General features: G+C 50.3%; 16 protein-coding genes. 12 read left to right on the top strand and 4 right to left on the bottom strand.

Annotated features, from left to right (window positions below):
* Positions 1 to 60: 60 nt before the first annotated feature.
* Positions 61 to 2,553, bottom strand: a complete 2,493-nt coding sequence (locus EDM52_RS09265) for a U32 family peptidase (protein ID WP_122908717.1) — start codon at positions 2,551 to 2,553, stop codon at positions 61 to 63.
* Between the two features lie 230 nt (positions 2,554 to 2,783).
* Positions 2,784 to 3,377, bottom strand: a complete 594-nt coding sequence (locus tag EDM52_RS09260) for a TetR/AcrR family transcriptional regulator (RefSeq protein WP_122908716.1) — start codon at positions 3,375 to 3,377, stop codon at positions 2,784 to 2,786.
* 242 nt (positions 3,378 to 3,619) lie between these two features.
* Between EDM52_RS09260 and EDM52_RS09255 the strand changes: the two genes are divergently transcribed.
* The 8 genes from EDM52_RS09255 (at position 3,620) to EDM52_RS09220 (ending at position 11,826) form a co-directional block, all read left to right on the top strand.
* Entirely contained in the window at positions 3,620 to 4,093 is a 474-nt protein-coding gene (locus EDM52_RS09255) for an N-acetyltransferase (protein ID WP_122908715.1), read from the top strand.
* A gap of 120 nt (positions 4,094 to 4,213) precedes the next feature.
* Entirely contained in the window at positions 4,214 to 6,316 is a 2,103-nt protein-coding gene (locus EDM52_RS09250) for a methyl-accepting chemotaxis protein (protein WP_122908714.1), read from the top strand.
* 112 nt (positions 6,317 to 6,428) lie between these two features.
* On the top strand, positions 6,429 to 7,160 hold the full coding sequence (locus EDM52_RS09245) for a GTP pyrophosphokinase (RefSeq protein WP_122908713.1): 732 nt from the start codon (positions 6,429 to 6,431) through the stop codon (positions 7,158 to 7,160).
* Positions 7,144 to 8,583: a dipeptidase PepV gene (pepV, locus tag EDM52_RS09240; protein ID WP_122908712.1), complete on the top strand. Its 1,440-nt coding sequence runs from the start codon at positions 7,144 to 7,146 to the stop codon at positions 8,581 to 8,583. The genes EDM52_RS09245 and pepV overlap by 17 nt, the downstream gene beginning before the upstream one ends.
* A gap of 188 nt (positions 8,584 to 8,771) precedes the next feature.
* A complete protein-coding gene (locus tag EDM52_RS09235; protein WP_122908711.1) occupies positions 8,772 to 10,250 on the top strand; it encodes a DEAD/DEAH box helicase in 1,479 nt (492 codons plus the stop codon).
* 208 nt (positions 10,251 to 10,458) lie between these two features.
* Positions 10,459 to 10,893 (top strand): Lrp/AsnC family transcriptional regulator, encoded by a 435-nt coding sequence (locus EDM52_RS09230; RefSeq protein WP_122908710.1) that lies wholly within the window; start codon positions 10,459 to 10,461, stop codon positions 10,891 to 10,893.
* Between the two features lie 4 nt (positions 10,894 to 10,897).
* Positions 10,898 to 11,515 (top strand): LysE family translocator, encoded by a 618-nt coding sequence (locus EDM52_RS09225; RefSeq protein ID WP_122908709.1) that lies wholly within the window; start codon positions 10,898 to 10,900, stop codon positions 11,513 to 11,515.
* A gap of 74 nt (positions 11,516 to 11,589) precedes the next feature.
* Positions 11,590 to 11,826, top strand: a complete 237-nt coding sequence (locus EDM52_RS09220; protein ID WP_245996740.1) for a hypothetical protein — start codon at positions 11,590 to 11,592, stop codon at positions 11,824 to 11,826.
* Positions 11,827 to 11,936: 110 nt separating this feature from the next.
* Here EDM52_RS09220 and EDM52_RS09215 read toward each other — a convergent pair whose 3' ends face one another.
* Positions 11,937 to 13,349, bottom strand: coding sequence for an RsmB/NOP family class I SAM-dependent RNA methyltransferase (locus EDM52_RS09215; protein ID WP_122908707.1), 1,413 nt, complete (start codon positions 13,347 to 13,349; stop codon positions 11,937 to 11,939).
* An 84-nt stretch (positions 13,350 to 13,433) separates the two neighbouring features.
* On the opposite strand from EDM52_RS09215, the gene EDM52_RS09210 reads away from it, so the two are divergent.
* The 3 genes from EDM52_RS09210 to EDM52_RS09200 all read left to right on the top strand — a co-directional run bounded on the left by EDM52_RS09210 (position 13,434) and on the right by EDM52_RS09200 (position 16,287).
* Positions 13,434 to 14,195 carry a hypothetical protein gene (locus EDM52_RS09210; protein ID WP_122908706.1) on the top strand — a complete coding sequence of 254 codons (762 nt, stop codon included), beginning with the start codon at positions 13,434 to 13,436 and terminating at the stop codon, positions 14,193 to 14,195.
* A gap of 20 nt (positions 14,196 to 14,215) precedes the next feature.
* On the top strand, positions 14,216 to 15,169 hold the full coding sequence (locus EDM52_RS09205) for a methyl-accepting chemotaxis protein (protein WP_122908705.1): 954 nt from the start codon (positions 14,216 to 14,218) through the stop codon (positions 15,167 to 15,169).
* A gap of 92 nt (positions 15,170 to 15,261) precedes the next feature.
* Positions 15,262 to 16,287, top strand: a complete 1,026-nt coding sequence (locus EDM52_RS09200) for a C45 family autoproteolytic acyltransferase/hydrolase (protein WP_122908795.1) — start codon at positions 15,262 to 15,264, stop codon at positions 16,285 to 16,287.
* A 63-nt stretch (positions 16,288 to 16,350) separates the two neighbouring features.
* Here EDM52_RS09200 and EDM52_RS09195 read toward each other — a convergent pair whose 3' ends face one another.
* Positions 16,351 to 17,340, bottom strand: a complete 990-nt coding sequence (locus EDM52_RS09195; protein WP_122908704.1) for a glycerophosphodiester phosphodiesterase family protein — start codon at positions 17,338 to 17,340, stop codon at positions 16,351 to 16,353.
* A gap of 195 nt (positions 17,341 to 17,535) precedes the next feature.
* On the opposite strand from EDM52_RS09195, the gene EDM52_RS09190 reads away from it, so the two are divergent.
* On the top strand, positions 17,536 to 18,960 hold the full coding sequence (locus EDM52_RS09190; protein ID WP_122908703.1) for a hypothetical protein: 1,425 nt from the start codon (positions 17,536 to 17,538) through the stop codon (positions 18,958 to 18,960).
* Positions 18,961 to 19,065: the final 105 nt, after the last annotated feature.

The following is a 19,065-nucleotide window of genomic DNA, read 5'->3' as shown; positions in this document are numbered from 1 at the left end:
CGACGTTTTTCATTTAATAGAATGTGACCGCTTGCGGTCTGCAAATACGGTCATGACCGTTTATTTGCTCAACTGTCCACGTGTGACGCCCAACTGATTGGTCGCCTTGAGGGTGCGCCAGACGTGCGTGCCGCTTACTTCCCCACGCAGCGCTTGACGATACAGAGAAATGACCTCTTTTACGCGGGCAGGCTCTTCTTCTAGAAATTCAATCCGGTAGCTGCCAACTTGCAAGGCACGGAACTCCCTCAAATATTCGGCGCCGGACTGGTCGATCGCATTGTAGACCGTATTGCGGCAGCCAGTATCTACGCGCACGGGATGGGAGAAGCCGACTCGGTCCTTGAGAGAGACGCGAGAGGTTTCGCAAGGCGTTCCGCAGTTCGTATGGTCGGTTCCTTCACTGAGAAACGTGCAGTAGACACAATGCTCGGTGTGGAACATCGGCATGTGCTGATGGATGACCAGCTCCATATGGGCTGCATCAGAACGCTCAAGCAAATCGACCATCTGCTGGATATTGAGATCGTAGGAAGGAGTGACTCGCTCCAGACCGGATTCCAGGAACAGCTCTACCGCCTTGTGATTGGCGATATTCAGGGAAAAGTCGCCGATCAGCGGGATGTCGATTTCATTTTTTCTGGACAAATAGTAGTACAAAGCACCTGTATTGCGTACGAGGATGGCATCTGGCTTGGCTTTCGAGATCAGGGCAAGCACGCCGTTTTCATCCGGCATGTGGATACGCATCGTAGCGATACCGATCTTTTTGCCATACTTGTGAGCCAGCTTTACCGCATCCGGGTATTGCTTGACGAACTCAAAGTCGGCATACAGGAAGTCTACATCTGTTTGGGCTGCTGCCTCCAATTGCTCCATCGACCGGCACAAGGCAGTCAGCAGTGGTTGTTCCACCTGCTTTTTCACCTGCACATCCGCATATACGTCGACGTGGCGATGCTGATATACCGGTGGCTTGGAGCGAAGGTAGAGGAGCTGTTCGGCTGCTTCTCTGCGCAGTCGATTCAATTCACTCACAGGCAAAATCAGTTCGCCTTCCAGCTCTATCGTCAGATCAGCAGCATTTAGATGGAAAAGCGTGCCGCCCAGACGGCCCAGCTGATCATGCAGCAATTCATGCGTCAAAGGACGCTTCAAAGCCTGCTCCAGCGGAATTTCCGATTGAATGGAAACAGCATGCTGAGCTTGCAGGTCCACCCAGGTCAGCTTCAGCTTTTCACCCAGCTTTCCACTGGCGTGTACAGCCACAGGGAAGGTATGATACGGCTTTTCGGTTTCAAAGGTCTTGCGCAGGCGCTTATCCAGTTCAGGATCACTGGTTTTCCAGACGCGATCCCCGACGTTGATTCGCTTCAGGTTGACGTCATTGCGGCCCATAACGATTTCAAAAAGACCCTTCGCCACTTCACCCTCCACTTTTTTGCTGCGAGAGAGAATGTCGTAGATCCGTCCGCCTTCTTCCTTCTGGGTTGGATCTCCAGCGTCAAACACAATGCCGTCTCCACGTTTGACAGGGGAGGTGACTTCTACGAGCAAGGCGTTGGTCATTTTTTTCTTCACGGTTCCGAGGAAAACACCGCGGCTTTTTGGAAAGCTGCCGTCTACCAGCGTTTTGTTGTTGGTTCCCTCTAGGAAGCCATGTGTAAATCCGCGGGAAAAGCTTTGCTGCAGCTCACGGATTTCCTGTTCGGCAGGAGGCGTGTCGATTCCGTCAAAATAACGGTCAATCGCTGCGCGGTATTTGCTGACTACGTTGGCAACGTACTCAGGAGTCTTGAGTCTTCCCTCGATTTTAAAGGAAGTAACGCCTGCTTCAATCAGCTCCGGCACCAGTTCGAGTGCAGCCAAATCCTTGGGAGAGAGCAGGTATGCGATATTGCCCATCTCCTTTTGAACACCGTCTACCATCAGATCGTACGGCAAGCGACAGGCTTGTGCGCATTCACCGCGGTTGGCGGAGCGGCCGCCCCACATTTCCGAGGTCAGGCATTGGCCAGAGTAGGATACACACAGAGCGCCGTGTACAAACACTTCCATCGGCAGCTTGGCCTTTTCACCGATCTTGCGAATTTCTTTCAACGAATTCTCACGACCGAGCACCACGCGTTCGATGTCGAATGGCTTGGTGAACTCGACTGCTTCGGGTGAGGTAATCGTCATTTGTGTGGATCCGTGAATCGGGAAGTCAGGAGACATTTCACGGATCAGTTTGACCAGACCGAGGTCCTGGACGATGACGGCATCCACACCCGCGTTAATACAGGCGTCGATCAGCTCCTGTGCGTCCTTCAGTTCATTTTCAAATACGAGAATATTAAAGGTCAAAAACCCTTTCACACCGTACATGTGCAGGTAGGACATGATCTCTGGCAGATCAGCCATATGAAAGTTCTCGGCGCGCGCACGAGCGTTGAACTTCTCTACTCCAAAAAAAATGGCGTTGGCTCCATTGGCTACAGCGGCTTTTAAGCAGTCCCAGTTCCCAGCGGGTGCCAGCAATTCAATATCTTCACGTTTGATTCCATTTCGCATCTGAATGTCATTACCTCCAAGGTCTACAAACAAGCTACCTACATCATAGGGAATTGTGCAAGTGACCGCAAGCGAAATCCAGACTGGTAGATGTTGAAAATGCAGGATTTAGACTGGTTGGGATGAATGTGGGGCAGCAGTTGATGGACACCGAATGGTACCAGGAGGGGAGGAGGGGCAGTATGTGGGGAAAAGGGCATGGAAGAACTGCAAAGGGCTGATCGCGAGAATTAATCTGCGTGCAGCCCTTCGAATACGATCGAAACCTTTTCTTCCATTATTTCTTCCAATGCCCATGCTCCTTCGCTTCGTACCCAATCGTACAAGGCGTTGTAGTAGATATTCTCCAGCATGTTGGCGGCGACCAGCGGGTTGAACTTGGCTTTCAACTGTCCTTTGTCCTGCGCATCCTCGATCAGATCCGCGAAGAGCTGACGAAGCTCGAAATACATGTTTTTCTCCGATTCGAGCACTTTGCGGTGCTTCATGGAAGATTCGACTACTACTTTGATGAAATCAAAGTTCGTGATGGTTACTTCGTTCATGATTTTATAAATCCGAAGAACCTTTGCTTTGCAGTCATCGTCGATGTCCCACTCGTCACGGCGTTCCTCTATTTCATGCAGACGCTCATAACCCCAATTTGCTAAAATCGCTTCCTTGGAAGTGAAATGGAGGAAAATCGTACCGCGTGCTACATCGGCTTCTTCCGAAATCATATCGATCGTGGTCCCTTCAAAGCCATGCGACTTGAACAGCTTGATCGCTGCATTGAAGATTTTTTCCCGTGTTTCCCGCTTTTTGCGTTCTCTGCGTGTTGTCAAATAGTTGGCACCTCCACTGTGAAGCCTTGAATATATAAGGCCTTGAATTTCGTTACGTGACGAATCTCCTTCTTTAATTATAGCATAACTACTTCGATCGAAAGAATTCAATTGAATGAAAGTGGACGAGAGTGCGAAAAAAGGGATAGACTTCTGCGAAAGTCGATTGTATATTTATATACTATAATGAATAATTATGATATCGTACCAGGCTTCCTAAGCGTGGAGTGGAGGAGTGTAAGATGAGTGTCACGAAAGCTCTGACAGTACGTCAGGCGACTATGAAAGACGTAGATGCGATGCTGGAGATCGTTAATGAATATGCACGGCAAGGGTTGATGCTGCCAAGGACGAAATTGTCGATGTGCGAGCACCTGCAATCTTTTATCGTCGCGCATGACGGGGACACGGTAGTGGGCGTGGCTGGTTTGCATATTTTGTGGGAGGACCTGGCGGAAATCCGCTCCCTGGCCATCTCCGAGAAGGCAAAAGGGATGGGCGTTGGAAAACATCTCGTCCTGCATCTGGTCGATCAATGCCGCACACTGGGCATCAATCGCGTGCTCGCCTTGACCTATCAAAAGGCCTTTTTTGAAAAATGCGGATTTTGGGTCGTAGCAAAGGAATCCCTGCCGCAAAAAGTATGGAAAGACTGTATCAACTGCTCCAAATTACCTATGTGCGATGAAATTGCCATGATATTTGAAACGGCCTAACTGCAGATTGGTATAGCCTTCCTTTTTTCTTTTCTGGTACTATATTCATAGAAATCATAGAAATAGAGATTATATGAATTTCGAAGCCGGAGAGAAAGATTGGATTATGGGGGGCTGTACATGAAGCTGGGGGCACGTGTGCTGATTGCTTTATTGCTGGCCGGAATTGTACCGTTGACGGCTGCGGGTGTGTTTTCGTATTACGAAACCAAAGAAGAATTGTTGAACAGCAGTGCCGCCATCTTAGAGTCCTTACGTAACAGCAACAAAGAACAAGTCGAGAACTACTTCCGAGAGCGTACGCGCAATGTGGAGACGTTGGCCGCATCTGGAACAATCATCACGGCGATACAGGCATTTGACCAGGTGTGGAGACAAGGGAAGGACCATCCAGCGTATCAGGAAGCAGAGTCGGCACATACGAAAGAAATCAAGATGGAGTCCGCCCGTTATGGCTTCACCAACGCATCCTTGATCAGTGAGCAGGGGGATGTCATCTATCAGATCAAGCCGCAGGCTGATTTGGGGACAAATCTCCTATCGGGTCAATATGCAAGCTCGGTTCTGGGTCAGACTGTGCAGAAGGTAGCCAAGCTGCAGAGTACGGAAATGTCTGACCTGGGACGGTATGAAGCGTCAGGCAACCAGCCTGGAGTCTTTATTTCGGTTCCCATCTATGAGAGAGGCGTTGTCATTGGTCAATTAGCAGTGGAGGTTTCCCTGGAGTATATCTCGCGCCAGCTGAATCGTCGTGAAGGGCTGGGAGAGACGGGGAAAATCTACATGGTTGGCGCAGACAAGCTGATGAGGTCGGAGCTGGGGAATGAGCAGAATACCTTGCTCAATCAGCAGGTCGACACAGAGATTGTGAAAGAAGCCCTTTTCTCCCCGCAATCGACAGGTACAAAGCAGAGCATCGATTATTTGGGCAAGGAAGTGCTCGTCTCCTACGACAAGGTCACGGTAGGCAAACACAACTGGGTCATTCTCGCTGAAATCGACATGACTGAGATCATGAAGGGCCCGAACCAGATCATGCAAACCATGATCCTCTTCAATGGAATTGTGCTGCTTTTAATCGTCATCATTTCTACCTATACAGCCAATTGGCTCAACCAGTCCTTCCAGGGAATGCTCGATGTAGCAGCACGTATTGGCAAAGGTGATTTTGCCAGCATGTTTCCTCCGAAATTGCTGAAGCGCAAGGATGAGCTGGGTCAGCTCGCTCGTTCCCTCTATGAGATGCGCCAGCAGCTTCACGCCATTTTGCAGCAGGTGCGCCAGGCTTCCACGTCCGTTACAGACTCTGTCCGCGACATTCATGGCAATACAGGTGAAATCGCTGCTTCCAGCCAGCAGATCGTGCAGGTGGTTGACAGTGTGGCCGTCTCGGCTGACAATCAGTTGGATAAAATGGGTGAGACGCTTCACCTGGCGGAAGAATTGACCCGAGATGTCGCGGGTGTGACCGAAAATGTACAGCGGGTTTCCGTATCTTCACAGGAGATGAAACAGCACGCTGAGCAGGGAAGAGAGGCGGTGACCGCAGTCATCGTCAGCATGGAGGAGATCAATCGCTCCGTGGATGCAGCCAAGGAAGTGATCCATGCCCTGGAGCAGCGCTCGCAGGATATTTCGCGGATTATTGCCGTCATTACCGAGATCGCGCGCCAGACGAATCTGCTGGCTCTCAACGCTGCGATCGAAGCTGCACGCGCAGGTGAAAATGGAAAGGGATTTGCTGTCGTTGCCGGAGAGGTGCGCAAGCTCGCTGAAGGCACGAATGAAGCAGCCCAACAAATCGTCAAGATGATCAGTGCTATTCAGAAGGATACAAAAGCTGCCGTTGAGCGGATGGAAGAAGGGGCAGGAACGACAGCGCGTGGCATGAGCACTGCACGCAGATCCGGAGAAATGTTCCAGAGCATCGAGCAAAACATCTGGCGCGTGTCTCAGGAGATGGAGAGTGTGAGCAAGGCTTTCGGCAGGATGGCACCACAAGCCCAGCAGGTCGTCGCTGTGGCCCACGAGGTTTCCGCAGCTTCCAGTGAAGCTGCTGCAGGTGTCCAGACGATCTCCGCTGCCGTAGAGGAGCAAAGCTCGTCGATGGAGCTAATCGTTCATTCGGCTGACCATTTGGCTACTCTGGCCGAGGAGCTGCGGTCGTCTTTATCATCGTTTGTATTGTCTGAATCATCTGAATTACAAACTCAAACAGGATAAGTTCAGATCGAGAGACCGGAATTCGCGGTCTCTTTTTCCATTTTGGAAGGATATCCGAAACAAAATGTTGAATGATAAAGATGTTGGAGTAACCGGCCGGAGGGACGAAAGCGTGCACAAACTAGACTGGGAATTATATCTGCTGCCGTTCGAGCAAGCTGTAGAAGAGATCAAGGTAAAACTGAAAAATATACGCAACGAGCTGCGTAAACGAAAGGAACACTCTCCAATCGAGTTCGCTATGGGGCGGGTCAAATCGATCCCGAGCATTTATAACAAGGCCAATCGCCTGCAGTTCCCCATCGACGAAAACATCTGCTGGGAGATTCGGGACATCGCTGGCGTACGCGTCATCTGCCAGTTTATCGAGGATATTCCAGCCGTGGTCGAAATGATTCGCAAACGCGGGGACATGCGCGTTTATCTGGAAAAGGATTATGTCTCAACCCCCAAGGAGAGCGGCTACAGAGGGTACCATTTGGCAGTCGAGTACCCGCTGATGATGGCAGATGGACAAGTAACCATTCCTGTAGAAATTCAAATTCGTACACTCGGAATGAATTTTTGGGCGACGATCGAGCACTCATTGAATTACAAATACGAGGGAATTATCCCTTCCAATGTACGTCAACGCTTGTTCGAGGCAGCCAAGGCCTCCTACAAGCTGGATAACGAGATGAACAACATCCGCGACGAAATCAAGGAAGCACAAGCAGAATTTACCCAGAAAGAAGTGCCGATGGAATCCTTGATTTCATTGGTGGAGATTGATCTGGACATCGATGCGGGAATCGAGGATATGAGCCAAAACGAAGGGATCGAAAAGAATGACGACAACCATTAACTGGCTGGAGGAAGCAAAGAAAAGACAAGAGGAGCTGCTAGCGACGACGCAGGCTTTCTTGCGAATCAAAAGCGTGCTTGACCCCGAGACGATTCAAGATGGAGCGCCTTTTGGAAAAGGAATTCGCGAGGCTCTCGATTTTGCTGTGGATGTGTGCAAAGAGTCCGGCATGGCGATCAAAGATATCGATGGATATGCAGCTCACGCCGAATTTGGTGCAGGTGAAGAAATCATCGGCATTTTGAGTCACGTCGACGTCGTTCCTGAGGGAGATGGCTGGAGCACTCCGCCATATGCGGCCGAGATCGTCGATGGCAAGATCGTTGCTCGTGGCGCGATCGATGACAAAGGGCCAACGATGGCAGCCATTTTCGCAGCCAAACTCGTATTGGAGCTGGGACTTCCGCTTTCCAAGCGCGTTCGGCTGATTTTCGGGACCGATGAAGAATCCAGCTGGCAGTGCGTGAAGCGATACTTCGAGAGCGAAGAAATGCCAACCATGGGCTTCACCCCTGATGCTGATTTTCCTTTGATCTATGCGGAAAAGGGACTGACCGATCTGACGCTGCGTCAAACCAGTGAAGCTTATCGCGCCCAGCAGGTGCCTGCCGCATCGCGAGCAGATGCGAGGCTCGTCTCGTTTGCGGCTGGTCTTCGAATGAATATGGTACCAGACAAGGGACAGGCAATTCTGGAGCCAGCGGGACAGACGCATGAGCAGCTAGTGGAGCGTTTCCAGCAATATCTAAAGGATTCAGGAATGAACGGGCATGCTGAAGAAAAAGATGGGCGGGTTGCTCTCCAGATGGAGGGCGTATCCGTGCACGGCATGGACCCAGGAAAAGGTGTGAATGCGGGAACAGAACTGATTCATTTCCTGCGCACACTCCAATTGGATGAACGCGCTGATCAATACACGTCGTTCGCTGACCGCTATCTGTACAGACAGCACTACGGCGAGACGATTGGTATTGCCCATGAGGATGCCGAAATGGGTGCGCTGACCCTCAACACCGGCGTATTGGAATACGAAGCAGATGAAGACGCTTTGTTTCGGGTGAACATTCGCTATCCGCATTCGGTTTCGTATGATCAGTGGTCGAAGATCTTGGAAGAGCGCCTGCAGGAAGCTGCCTTTTCTCTCGAAGTCGTTGAGCATCTTCCGCCGCACCGTGTAGATCCGAAGCATCCGCTCGTGACTACCTTGCAGCGTGTCTACACCGAACAGACGGGAGAAGAAGCGGGTATCATCGCTATCGGCGGTGCTACCTACGGTCGTTCCCTCGATGTGGGCGTTGCCTTTGGCCCGTTGTTCCCAGGAAGACCGGACAGTGCGCACCAGCGTGACGAGTACATCCTGGTAGAGGATCTGGTCAAGGCAACGGCCATCTACGCCCAGGCGATCTACGAATTGGCGAAGTAACGACAGGAAGGAAGGCAGTTGGAGAGGCATTCCCTTATCTCTCAGGCTGCCTTCTGTTGTGTTTTTGCATCCACTCATTTAGTATAGGTAGGATGGCGTTTAAGGTAGCTGATGGATTGTCCACCCCTTTTTGTCCATGCATGATGGGATGGCAAGAATCGGCACGCTTGTGAAAGGAAGTGGAAGGAATGGCAAAATCATTTGCATCTTTTGGTTTTCGACCTGAGCTGATGCGAGGGATTCAAGACCTGTACTATAAAGAACCAACCCCGATCCAGGAGGAAGCGATTCCGCTCATTCTGGAAGGAAAAGACGTGATCGGACAAGCACAGACCGGAACAGGAAAAACAGCGGCATTCATGCTGCCGATCCTCAATGGCTTGCTGGAGGGTAAAAGGGATATTCAAGCTTTGATCCTGACTCCTACACGCGAGCTGTCGATCCAGATCGCCAAAGAAGTAGAGAAGCTGGGCAAGCATCTGAACGTCAACGTTCTCTCCTTGCACGGTGGAACAGATATCGATCGACAGCTGTCCAAACTGAAGGAGACCGTTCACATTGTCGTAGGAACGCCCGGACGTGTGCTGGACCACATGAAGCGCGGCTCCCTGCACTTTGGCCGCATCTCTACGCTCGTCCTCGATGAAGCAGACAAGATGATGGAGATGGGCTTTCTCGAAGACGTAGAGCAAGTCATCGTGGGTACTCCTTCCCAGCGTCAGGTGCTGCTGTTCTCCGCGACGATGCCGGATCTCGTAAAAAAGCTGGCTCATCGATTTATGAAGCAGCCGCCTCATTTGAAAATCGAAGGTAAACAAAAGACTGTCGAGCAAATCGAGCAGTTTTACTATGTAGTGAACCAAAGTGACAAGACGGACGCGCTGGTAGACGTGCTGGAGCAGGAGCAGCCGTACCTGACGATCGTCTTTGCCAATACGCAGGTTCGCGTCCAACAGCTCACGGCACGCTTGCAGGAGAACGGTTTGACCGCTCAAGCCCTGTATGGAGACTTATCGCAAAACAAGCGAGAACAGCTGATGAAGCAGTTCCGCGAGATCCGCTTTCAATATCTGATCGCGACGGATATCGCTGCGCGCGGTCTGGATGTGGAAGGCGTCACACACGTGATCAACTACGACCTGCCTAACGACGTGGAGAGCTATATCCACCGCGTGGGACGTACGGGTCGCGCTGGGCAAAAGGGGAAAGCGATCTCCTTGATCTCTCCACGTCAGAAGAACCTGATGGGACGCTTTGCGAAAACGACCAAGGCGTCGATCGAGGAGCGGATTTTGCAGGCGGGGCGCCATCTGGATGCTGGTCGTCGTCAACGTGCGGAGGAGCGCGAGGCCCACTTCATCGAGCTGCGCAAGCAACAGCAGCAAGAACAGAAGAAGGAAAAAGATAAAGAGTTCGCGCCAGTTCGGGAAGCAATCAAGAAAAAGGCAAAGGTCAAGCCCGGCTACAAGAAAAAGCTGGCTCGCGAGCTGGATGAGCTGCAAACCAAGTACGAGCAAAACCGCAGACGCGCAGAAGCGATCGCGGCTCGCAAGGCGGGCAAGAGCGCGAAGCCAGGTACAGCAGCTGGCAAAGGCGGAAGCAATCGTGCTGGCAACACTGGCAAGCCAAACCGCCCTTCGAACGGCAAAGGTAGATCCAGAGGTTAAATTTCAATCGCGAACAACTGTCCATTCATCCATCAGGGGAGTGGGCAGTTTTTTTGTGCATTAATATTTTTCGAATAGCCAGAAGCATTACTTGATAATCAGAAAAAAATAAACTTTTTAATGTGATTTCGTAAATATTTTCGTTGATTTAGATAAACACCCTAATTAATTTAGTAATTTCGTATAATAGGGAAAAGGAGGGATTCGAGTGGATCGGATCGACGAAGAAATCTTGAAATTACTAAAGGAAAACGGGCGGATGACCAGTTCAGAGATTAGCAAGCACGTACATTTGTCTGTACCTGCCGTTTCGGAACGGATTCGCAAGCTGGAGGAAGGGCAGGTCATCGACAGGTTCACGGTGCGGCTGAATAGAGAGCAGACCGGACTTCATCTGCTTGCCTTCATCATGGTCCAGCTGGAAAAGCCGGAGCACGTGGCGGGCTTCCGAACGATGATCGTACAGACGCCAAGCGTGTTGGAATGTCATCATCTCGCCGGAGAGTATGACTATCTGTTGAAGGTGGCGCTGAAAAGCACGGGGGAATTGGAACAGCTCATCTCCGAACAGATCAAGCGGTTAGAAGGAGTATCCAAAACGAATACGATGATCGTTCTTTCGACCATGAAAGAGGAGATGTGAGGGGATGGCCATATGGGAAGGCTTGCTGTTTGGGATGCTGCTTCAATTATCCGTAGGGCCCGTATGCATGGCCGTATGGCAGCGTTCGATCAAGGAAGGCATACGAGAGGCGCTGAAGATGATTGTCGGGGTTGCCAGTGTGGATGCTGCTTATATGATCGCAGCCATCGGGGGACTTTCCTTGCTTTTGCAGATTCCCCTAGTCAAAGGTGTGGTTTTGATAGGAGGCGCCGCCATCCTGGTCTGGTTTGGCGTCAGCAGTCTGCGCTCGAAGCCCGTAGAGCATACACCGGAGCGGAATAGTCAAACAGAGAAGAATGGAAGGGGGGGCTTTTGGTACGGTGTCATGCTGACGCTGACCAATCCGCTAACCATCCTGTTTTGGTCTGGAGTTTTTGGTTCTCTCATGGCCTCCCATACCCTCCCTGACAGTATGTCGCTGGCTGGCTTTGTCGTAGGGTGCCTGCTGTCAACCTTCATGTTTCTGACTGGAATAGCAGTGCTTGGTCAGTGGATGTCCAGATTCCTGAATCCGCTCTGGATCAATCGTTTGGACAAGATGGTGGGAGTCTTTTTGATCGGATTTGCCATAATCTTGTTGCAAAAAGGAATTATGAGCTGAAATCATGTTTCCCCCATACCCCAAACTGGGTAGAATAGAAGGAGAACAAGTACAAGGTATGAGGAGAAACGTTGATGACAGATGCTTGTCTGAAGTGCGGTAGTCCAATGAACCCCAAAGAACTGATCTGTTCCGTGTGCGGACAGAATGATCGAGAAGAATACCAGCTGATCCGCAATTACGTCAGAAGCTATCCCAATTCCAATGCCATGCAGATTGCGAATGCAACGGGTGTCTCCGTCTCCAAAATTTTGCGTTTTATCAGGGACGGTTCCTTGACCGTAGTCGATCAGGATACTCACAGAAGATAAATGAGATGAAAAAATAGCCCACTGCCCAAGCAAAACGTGCTGATGGGCATGTGGACATTTTTTTAAGTCGCTCCCTGTGGAAATAGCCTCGTTAGGAGTATCTCAATGGCTTAGACCCAGCGCAGGCCTTTTGGATAATGGTTCTTCAATTGCCCATCTGCTTGCTTACCCCATCCGATGGAAAAACCGTCTACGGTAACGAGTGTCCAACCAGGTTCACCTTCCCGAAGAAGTGCTTCGCCGCGCAAATAGCGCATGACTTCTTGGTCATCAGCCTTAAAATTTGCGTGGCCGACCACTTCTTCGGGAGACAAGACGAGAGCGAGAGCATGACCCGGCTCAAATCTGTTCTTTTTTACGGTGCCCAGGTGTAGACCTACCCGGAGTACTTTTAAGCCATCCCAATTGAGGGTTGGAGCAGGAGAGTAGAATAGCTGGTCGCCAAACAGCAAAAAGGCAGATTCATCAGAAAGGCGTTTTGCTGTATACGGAATGACTTCGACAGCAAATTTCTGCCAGGCAGCAATCGCTTCTTTGCGGCCGGCGGGCAGTGACTTGGACGCGCGTTTTTCCTTTCTTTTCGGAGGCTCCTGATCATTTTGACTGTCCTCTTTTTTACGCAATTTGGCGAGATAATGCCCTTCTCCCTCCAGCAGATGGGGCCATAGTCTTGCGGTCAGGCGCAAATCATCGGTCTGTGGCTTTGCCCATGCGGGTTGACCTGGAGCGAACCACTCGGGATGAGGCAAAGGGATCAGCTCGAACTCCGGATGGCGCGTGAGGAACGTGGTGATGCTTTGTTCATTTTCCAACGGAGCAAAGGTGCAAGTCGAGTAGACCAGGGTACCGCCGGGCGCAAGCATTCGGGCAGCAGCATCGAGGATATCCAGCTGCATGTGGTGACATTCTGTGACCTTTTCCGGGGACCAGTCTTCGATTGCCTCTGGCAGCTTTCGGAACATGCCTTCCCCTGAGCAGGGAGCGTCTACCAGAATGCGATCAAAGAACAGAGGGAAGCGTTCCATCAGTCGTTCTGGCGTTTCATTGGTTACGACGGCATTTTGTACAGCACAACGTTCCAGATTCTCCGATAGGGCACGGGCTCGCTGCGGATGGATTTCGTTGGCGATCAGAAGTCCTTCACCCTGCAGAGCGGCAGCCAGCTGCGTCGATTTGCCCCCAGGGGCGGCACACAAATCGAGAATGCGCTCACCGGGTTGTGCGCCAAGAGCTTCAGCGGGAGACATGGCACTAGGCTCTTGCAGGTAGTAAAGACCGCATGCATGATAGGGGTGTTTGCCTGGACGAGCTCCGTCTGGATAACGGAAGCCCTCTGGACACCAGGGGATGCTCTCCAGCTCAAAGGGAGAGAGCGTGATAAAAGCATCCCGATCGATCTTTAATGGATTGACTCGTAGACCGTGGGAGATGCTTTTGCGGTAGGATTCCAGAAATGCTTCAAAATCCTGGTGGAGCAAGGATTGCATGCGTTCTGTAAAAGCAGCAGGCAGAGTTGATGTCATGAAAGCCTCCTTGTCAGATTTTGGCCCATAATAAAGGGAAAAGGTAGAATGATGGCGAATCATAGCATTTGAGGTGAGAATGTTATGAAAGGAACCCGTGCGGAACGGTATCGCTCCCGGCGGAGAAACGACTCAGATGTCAGCCGGTTTTGGATCATGGGGTTGCTTTTCTCACTGTTGGTGCTTGCCTTCGAGTTCTTGATCGAGATTCCCGTGGATGCTGTCTGGCTGCAAGAGATGGAAATGGCCCTGTTTTCAGCCAGCTTTACGCTGCTTGCCTTCTATCTGCTCGGACTGACCTTTGTCTTTTCACGCCAGCAAAGGGCAGGGGCGATCAATCACCAGGTCATCATCTACGTATGGCTAGGAGCCATTTTGTTTCACTTGTTCCTGCTGATCAGCAACCTGAACAATCAGCATGTGTACAAAGCAGGGATTATCTTATTTTTGGGCCCTTTATTTTTAACTGTCTACCATTTTATCACGTACTTGTCTGCTTTGCGCGAACAGCGTGAAGAGGAAGAGGCGGCTTCTTTGGCCTCGCTGGAACGGACTGCCTATCAAATGATCTTAGAGGGCAGCAAAGTGTACGCGGAAATCAATCGTCTAAAGACGTTGTACCCTGAAGTCGAACAAATGATACGCGCCAATGATTTCCACGACAAGCTCGAGCGCTATGCCTGGGAAATGCAGCAGTACTTGCAGGCCAAGCATTTTGAACGCAAGGACGTAGAAATTTTGGAGGGCCATTATTATTTTCTAGAGAACCTGCTTTTATTGGCGAAACAACACCCGGGAATCATGGAATCACGCACATTCGCCTATCGAGTAGACAAACCTTTGTAGAGAGAAGGAGAGGATTGGAGATGTTTTGGCGAAAGAACAAAGGGAACGTGGAAAATGAGGTTGCAGCGACATCTGTTGCAACGCTGGACGTACCGGAAGAGAAGCAAGAGGAAGCAGCCCTGCAGGAAGAATTGCAAGCTATTTATGAGAAGCTGGGCAACATCCTGGCACAAAATGCATCACTGAACACCCAGCAAGCGCAAATCGAACAGCTGGGCCAACAGATGCATCAGATCGTGGAAAACATACAACGGATCAACGAAAATGACGATGAGTCAGCAGGACAGCTCCATACGCGTGGAGAACGGCTACGAACGATTTGCCTCCAATCTGTTGGACAAGTCGAAGGTGGCATGCAAGCTATGAACGATGTAGTGAACGTCATGTCGCAGCTGGAACAGGAGTCAACCAATACTTCTCTGTCCATGAGCAGACTGGAAGAGCGCTCTTCAGAGATCACGAGCATCGTACAGGTGATCAGCGATATCGCCAACCAGACCAATCTCTTGGCACTCAACGCGGCGATTGAGGCTGCACGTGCAGGTGAACAGGGCAGAGGCTTCGCGGTTGTGGCGGACGAGGTGCGCAAGCTTGCTGAGATGACTGCCAATTCCACGAAAAATATTGCCGAATTGATTGGCAAAATTCAGGAGGAAACCAAAGAGGCGCTGTCCAATAGTGAAAAGAACAGCGACGCAATCAAGAGCGGGCTCTCCATCAGCAAGGAAGCATCGAAAAAGATGGAAGGCATCGTAAGTTCCTTCCAGGATGTACAGGAAGAAGTTTCGGGCGTCATGCAAATTATCGATCATCAAAAGCAATTTGCAGACGAAGTAGCGCGTGAGGTTACGCAAGCGAAGCAAATGCTGGACCATTTGCAGGAGCAAATGGGGCGTCTGGTGCAGCAAGCTGATCAGGTCGAAGGTCAAGTAGAAGAGAGCGTGCAGGTAGTGAAAAAGCTATTGCCATCATAAGCTGATACATATACGTAACGACTGACAAAAAAGCGACAAGGAGAATTTCCTTGTCCTTTTTTCACTCTAGGTGGGAAAGAGGGAGTATGGCGATGTCAAACTTTCAGGTGCAGGTCCTGCAGTTGAGAGATTCTGCTTACCAAAATGGTCTTGTGCTAGGGCAGCAATTACGTAGCAATCCTATTGTCAAAACATTCGAGATGATCACCAGAGAAGAGATTGACGTGCAGGAAATGGCTGCGATTTACCGTGCCTATGCACCGCATTTGCTGGATGAGCTGCAAGGAATTAGCGAAGGGCTCGGGATTTCGTGGGAAAAGGCAGCAGCCTTGTTTGGCGGCTATGACGTGCCAAAAACAGACGCAATGGGTTGTTCAGCCATGATGACGCCCGCGTATTACGTGAGAAATTACGATTTTTCACCGGCACTGTACGATGGCTATTTTACCCTGCTCCAGTCTAATTCGGCATTCGCGACAGCTGGCTACAACCTACAGGTGATCGGAAGACATGATGGTGTCAACCAGCACGGATTGACAATGGGACTTCACTTCGTCAGCAATCACGGCTATACCAAGGGACTGTCGGCATGGTCGGCAATCCGCATGATTCTGGATACGTGTACCAGTGTGGATGAAGCCATTCTGATGTTGAAGGAGATGCCCCATGCAGCTTGCTACAATTTTTCGCTAGGTGACAAGAGCGGGAATATGGCTGTGGTTGAAGCAAGTCCTGAGCTCGTGCAGATCAGAAGAGATCCAGAGCAATTGTCTTGTGTCAATCACTTCCAGGTTGATCAGCTTGCAGAAAAAAATAGATCGGTCATTACAGGCTCATTGAAGCGCCAGGCTTATTTTCAAAGCTTGCGGGACAAAGCGCATAACCATGAGGAGATGTTTGCTCTCTTCAAGGACGTACAGTCCCCCCTCTTTTTTACTGACTATGCCGATTTGTTTGGCACCTTGCATACTTTTTCCTACGCCTACGAGAATGCAAAAATCATGACGTCCGTTGCCAGGGGCAGCCAGATCCTCGCCATTGATTTCGCAGATTGGGTGAGGGGCAACAATATCGAGACACAGTTCCTGGAAGGCATCATTGAGGAAAATAAGAAATAACTGTATGAACGAACGAAAGGGCTGTCCCAGATGTCTAACGCAGACAAAGGGACAGCCCTTTTTTTACCTATTCCTGTTATAGATTGGAGCTATACGATCAATGCGATTGGTCCAGATGCCTCCTGTATAGGAAGCGGGCAATCGTTGGACGTCCTCTAGTGAATCAAATCCGCTGGAAAAATCACTGCCGTCTCCACCCACGATAATGACCCGCGTATCGGCCTGATCCATTCTGTTCTGGAACCGATTTGGAAAGCCCCACAGCCACGGAGCAATTTTCTCCGGTATATGCAGCTGTGTGTGCTGCAAGGATTCAGGGACATAGCCTGTCCAGCCGATCAGGATGTACGGTATCAAACCTGCTTTCAACGTTGCCATCGACATGACCCTGACCTGTGGAAGAGATTCCTTCAAGGAAGCAATCGGCTCGTCTCCTCCGTAAACCGTTAGTTGGTTCAACCGCTCTTCCGGCAGTTTGGCGAGGTATTCGGCTAGCTGCACGCCTTCTGCAGGATCATTGCTCTTGATATGAATCAGGAAAGACTTGTCAGGAAAGTGGGTAAGCACTTCATCCATCGAAGGCATCAAACCAACTCCTTTACCGCGAAAAGGATAGGTTTTTCCCTGATCAGCGGTATACCCGTAACCGACATCCAGCTCTTTCAGCTCAGCCATTGTGTAGTCCTTGGCCATTCCTTGACCATTGGTTCGACAGTCGAGCGTCCAGTCATGAAACACGGCAAACTGCCCGTCTTTGGTAGGCTTGATATCAAATTCCACAATATCCGCTCCTGCCTGGAAGGCTGCTTCCATTGAAGGAATCGTGTTTTCCAGAAAGGGATGCTCAGGCTCATAAATTCGCTGAGCCGTACAGGTGTCGTTTTCTACACCTTCCAAAGAGAAGGTTTGGGCAAGTCCTCGATGTGCGAGAAGGATTGGGGAATCGTTCTTCGGTGTGGCCAGCAGTGAACTGTTATTTACGTAGACAAAAGCCACGAATACCAAGAAAATCAGGAACCATTTACGTTTGGATTTTTTCTTGTATTTGTTCATAATTCCTCCTTCCATACAGGTATTCTAATGCAAGAACAGTCCAGACGAAAACATGAATTGAAACATTATGCACAATTGAGTCGTCCTTACTAATGTCTGAAGCTCTCCACATTGCGCGGGCAGTTCGGTCAGAAGGCTTATGCCGACGAGAAAAGCAAGACAGGCCAACTTACTCTAAGAAAATAGGGGGATGACATGTCGAGACGTATACTACCTTTGCTCGCTCTGCTTGCTGTTCTGGTTACGGGACTGTTTACTTCTGATGTTCCGACCAACGCTAACTCTAAAATGCCCATTCAGAAAGATACACTGGACATCATGGGCGGGTCTATATTGAAAAAGAGGGAATTCAGGTTTGAAGATGGCGATACATACTGGATGAATCAAGTTTCAGCAGACTACAATGACCAGCCTTACGTCATCACGATTCCGCTTCGAGAAGAGTTTGCTACATTTCGTTATCGAGAATTCTCTCAGGGAGAAGACAAAAAGCCTTACTGGAATATAGTCAACCTGCGTGACGTAACTACCCTTCCTGTGGCACCTGGGTTTATCGAGACTTCAGGCAAATACATCTGGATCGGTGAGCCGATCGTCTATAAAGAACTGGGGAATGGAACGGTAGAGACGTTCCCTGGGATGGAGCTTCCGATCGAAGTCGTGCAGACATCACGGGGGATCAATTTAGAGATTCGCCTGCCTCAAAGAGCGGGATACGTCAGTGAAATCTGGGCGATGGAGTCGAGAGAGCCGCTCGTGAGATGGGGCGAATACTCTTTGGACCAGGTCTGGCTTTCTCTGGATCTTACACAAAATGCGAAGTGGCTGTACAATGGCTACCATTACAAAAGTCCAACAACCTATGAACCGACAGCAGAAAACGGGTACTGGCGCATTCCGGAAAACTATATCCTCCGTTCCTTCCTCTTTACAGGAGGTAGCAAGGCGGCAAGCAATATGGGGTACGTCATGCTGAAGACCAGTTTGGAGCAGCAGGAGGAGGATGGCCATTGGAAAACACTGCCACTCTCTCAATGGCTGCGTGATGATTACGGGATACCGGATGGATTTTACGATACGCGTTTTAATACGGGAGCGGCCAATCTGATGCTGAAAGGCTGTACCCTGTATGAGGATGGGGATTTCTGTGAGTCAGCCCTCCAATACGCGGATTATTTTCAGCGTCATGCCAAAGCCAATCATTATGTGATAGAAGGGCCGCGAACAGGCTGGCTGGTGGAGGATTATGCTTCAACTACACCACATCTTCGCACACATGTATCGCTCAATCACCAGCTGGCAGAAGTCAATTACTTGTACAGCTTGTACCAGAAGTTCGGCAGGCCGCAAGACAAGGAGCTGGCCGATACGATGCTGGCAGGTGCGACCAACCTGGGAGAAAAATGGATTTTGGAGAACGGCGATCTGCACTACGCCTACTTCCCGGATGGTACTTTTGCCCGTGCTGACTATCCGTATCTGACCTATAACGATTTACTGGAGACGCAGCGACTCTACAAGGCTTTGTACGGCTGGGAAGAGCCGACGCTCGCCCGTTTGATCGAAAGTAAATGGGGCTGGATTCAGCGCAACAACATTCCTTATGTAAAAGTGCAATAACTCAAGCATGCAACAAGCAGGCATTCAAAGTGCCTGCTTGTTTTTTCGTATCCAAACTATGGGGCGTGGTATTTCTGATTGGATCGATAGCCTCTTACACGCAAC

Source organism: Brevibacillus invocatus (assembly GCF_003710915.1).
Taxonomy (GTDB): Bacteria; Bacillota; Bacilli; order Brevibacillales; family Brevibacillaceae; genus Brevibacillus; species Brevibacillus invocatus.
The sequence above is the reverse complement of the archived record's forward strand: the minus strand, read 5'-3'. Positions and strand labels throughout refer to the sequence as shown.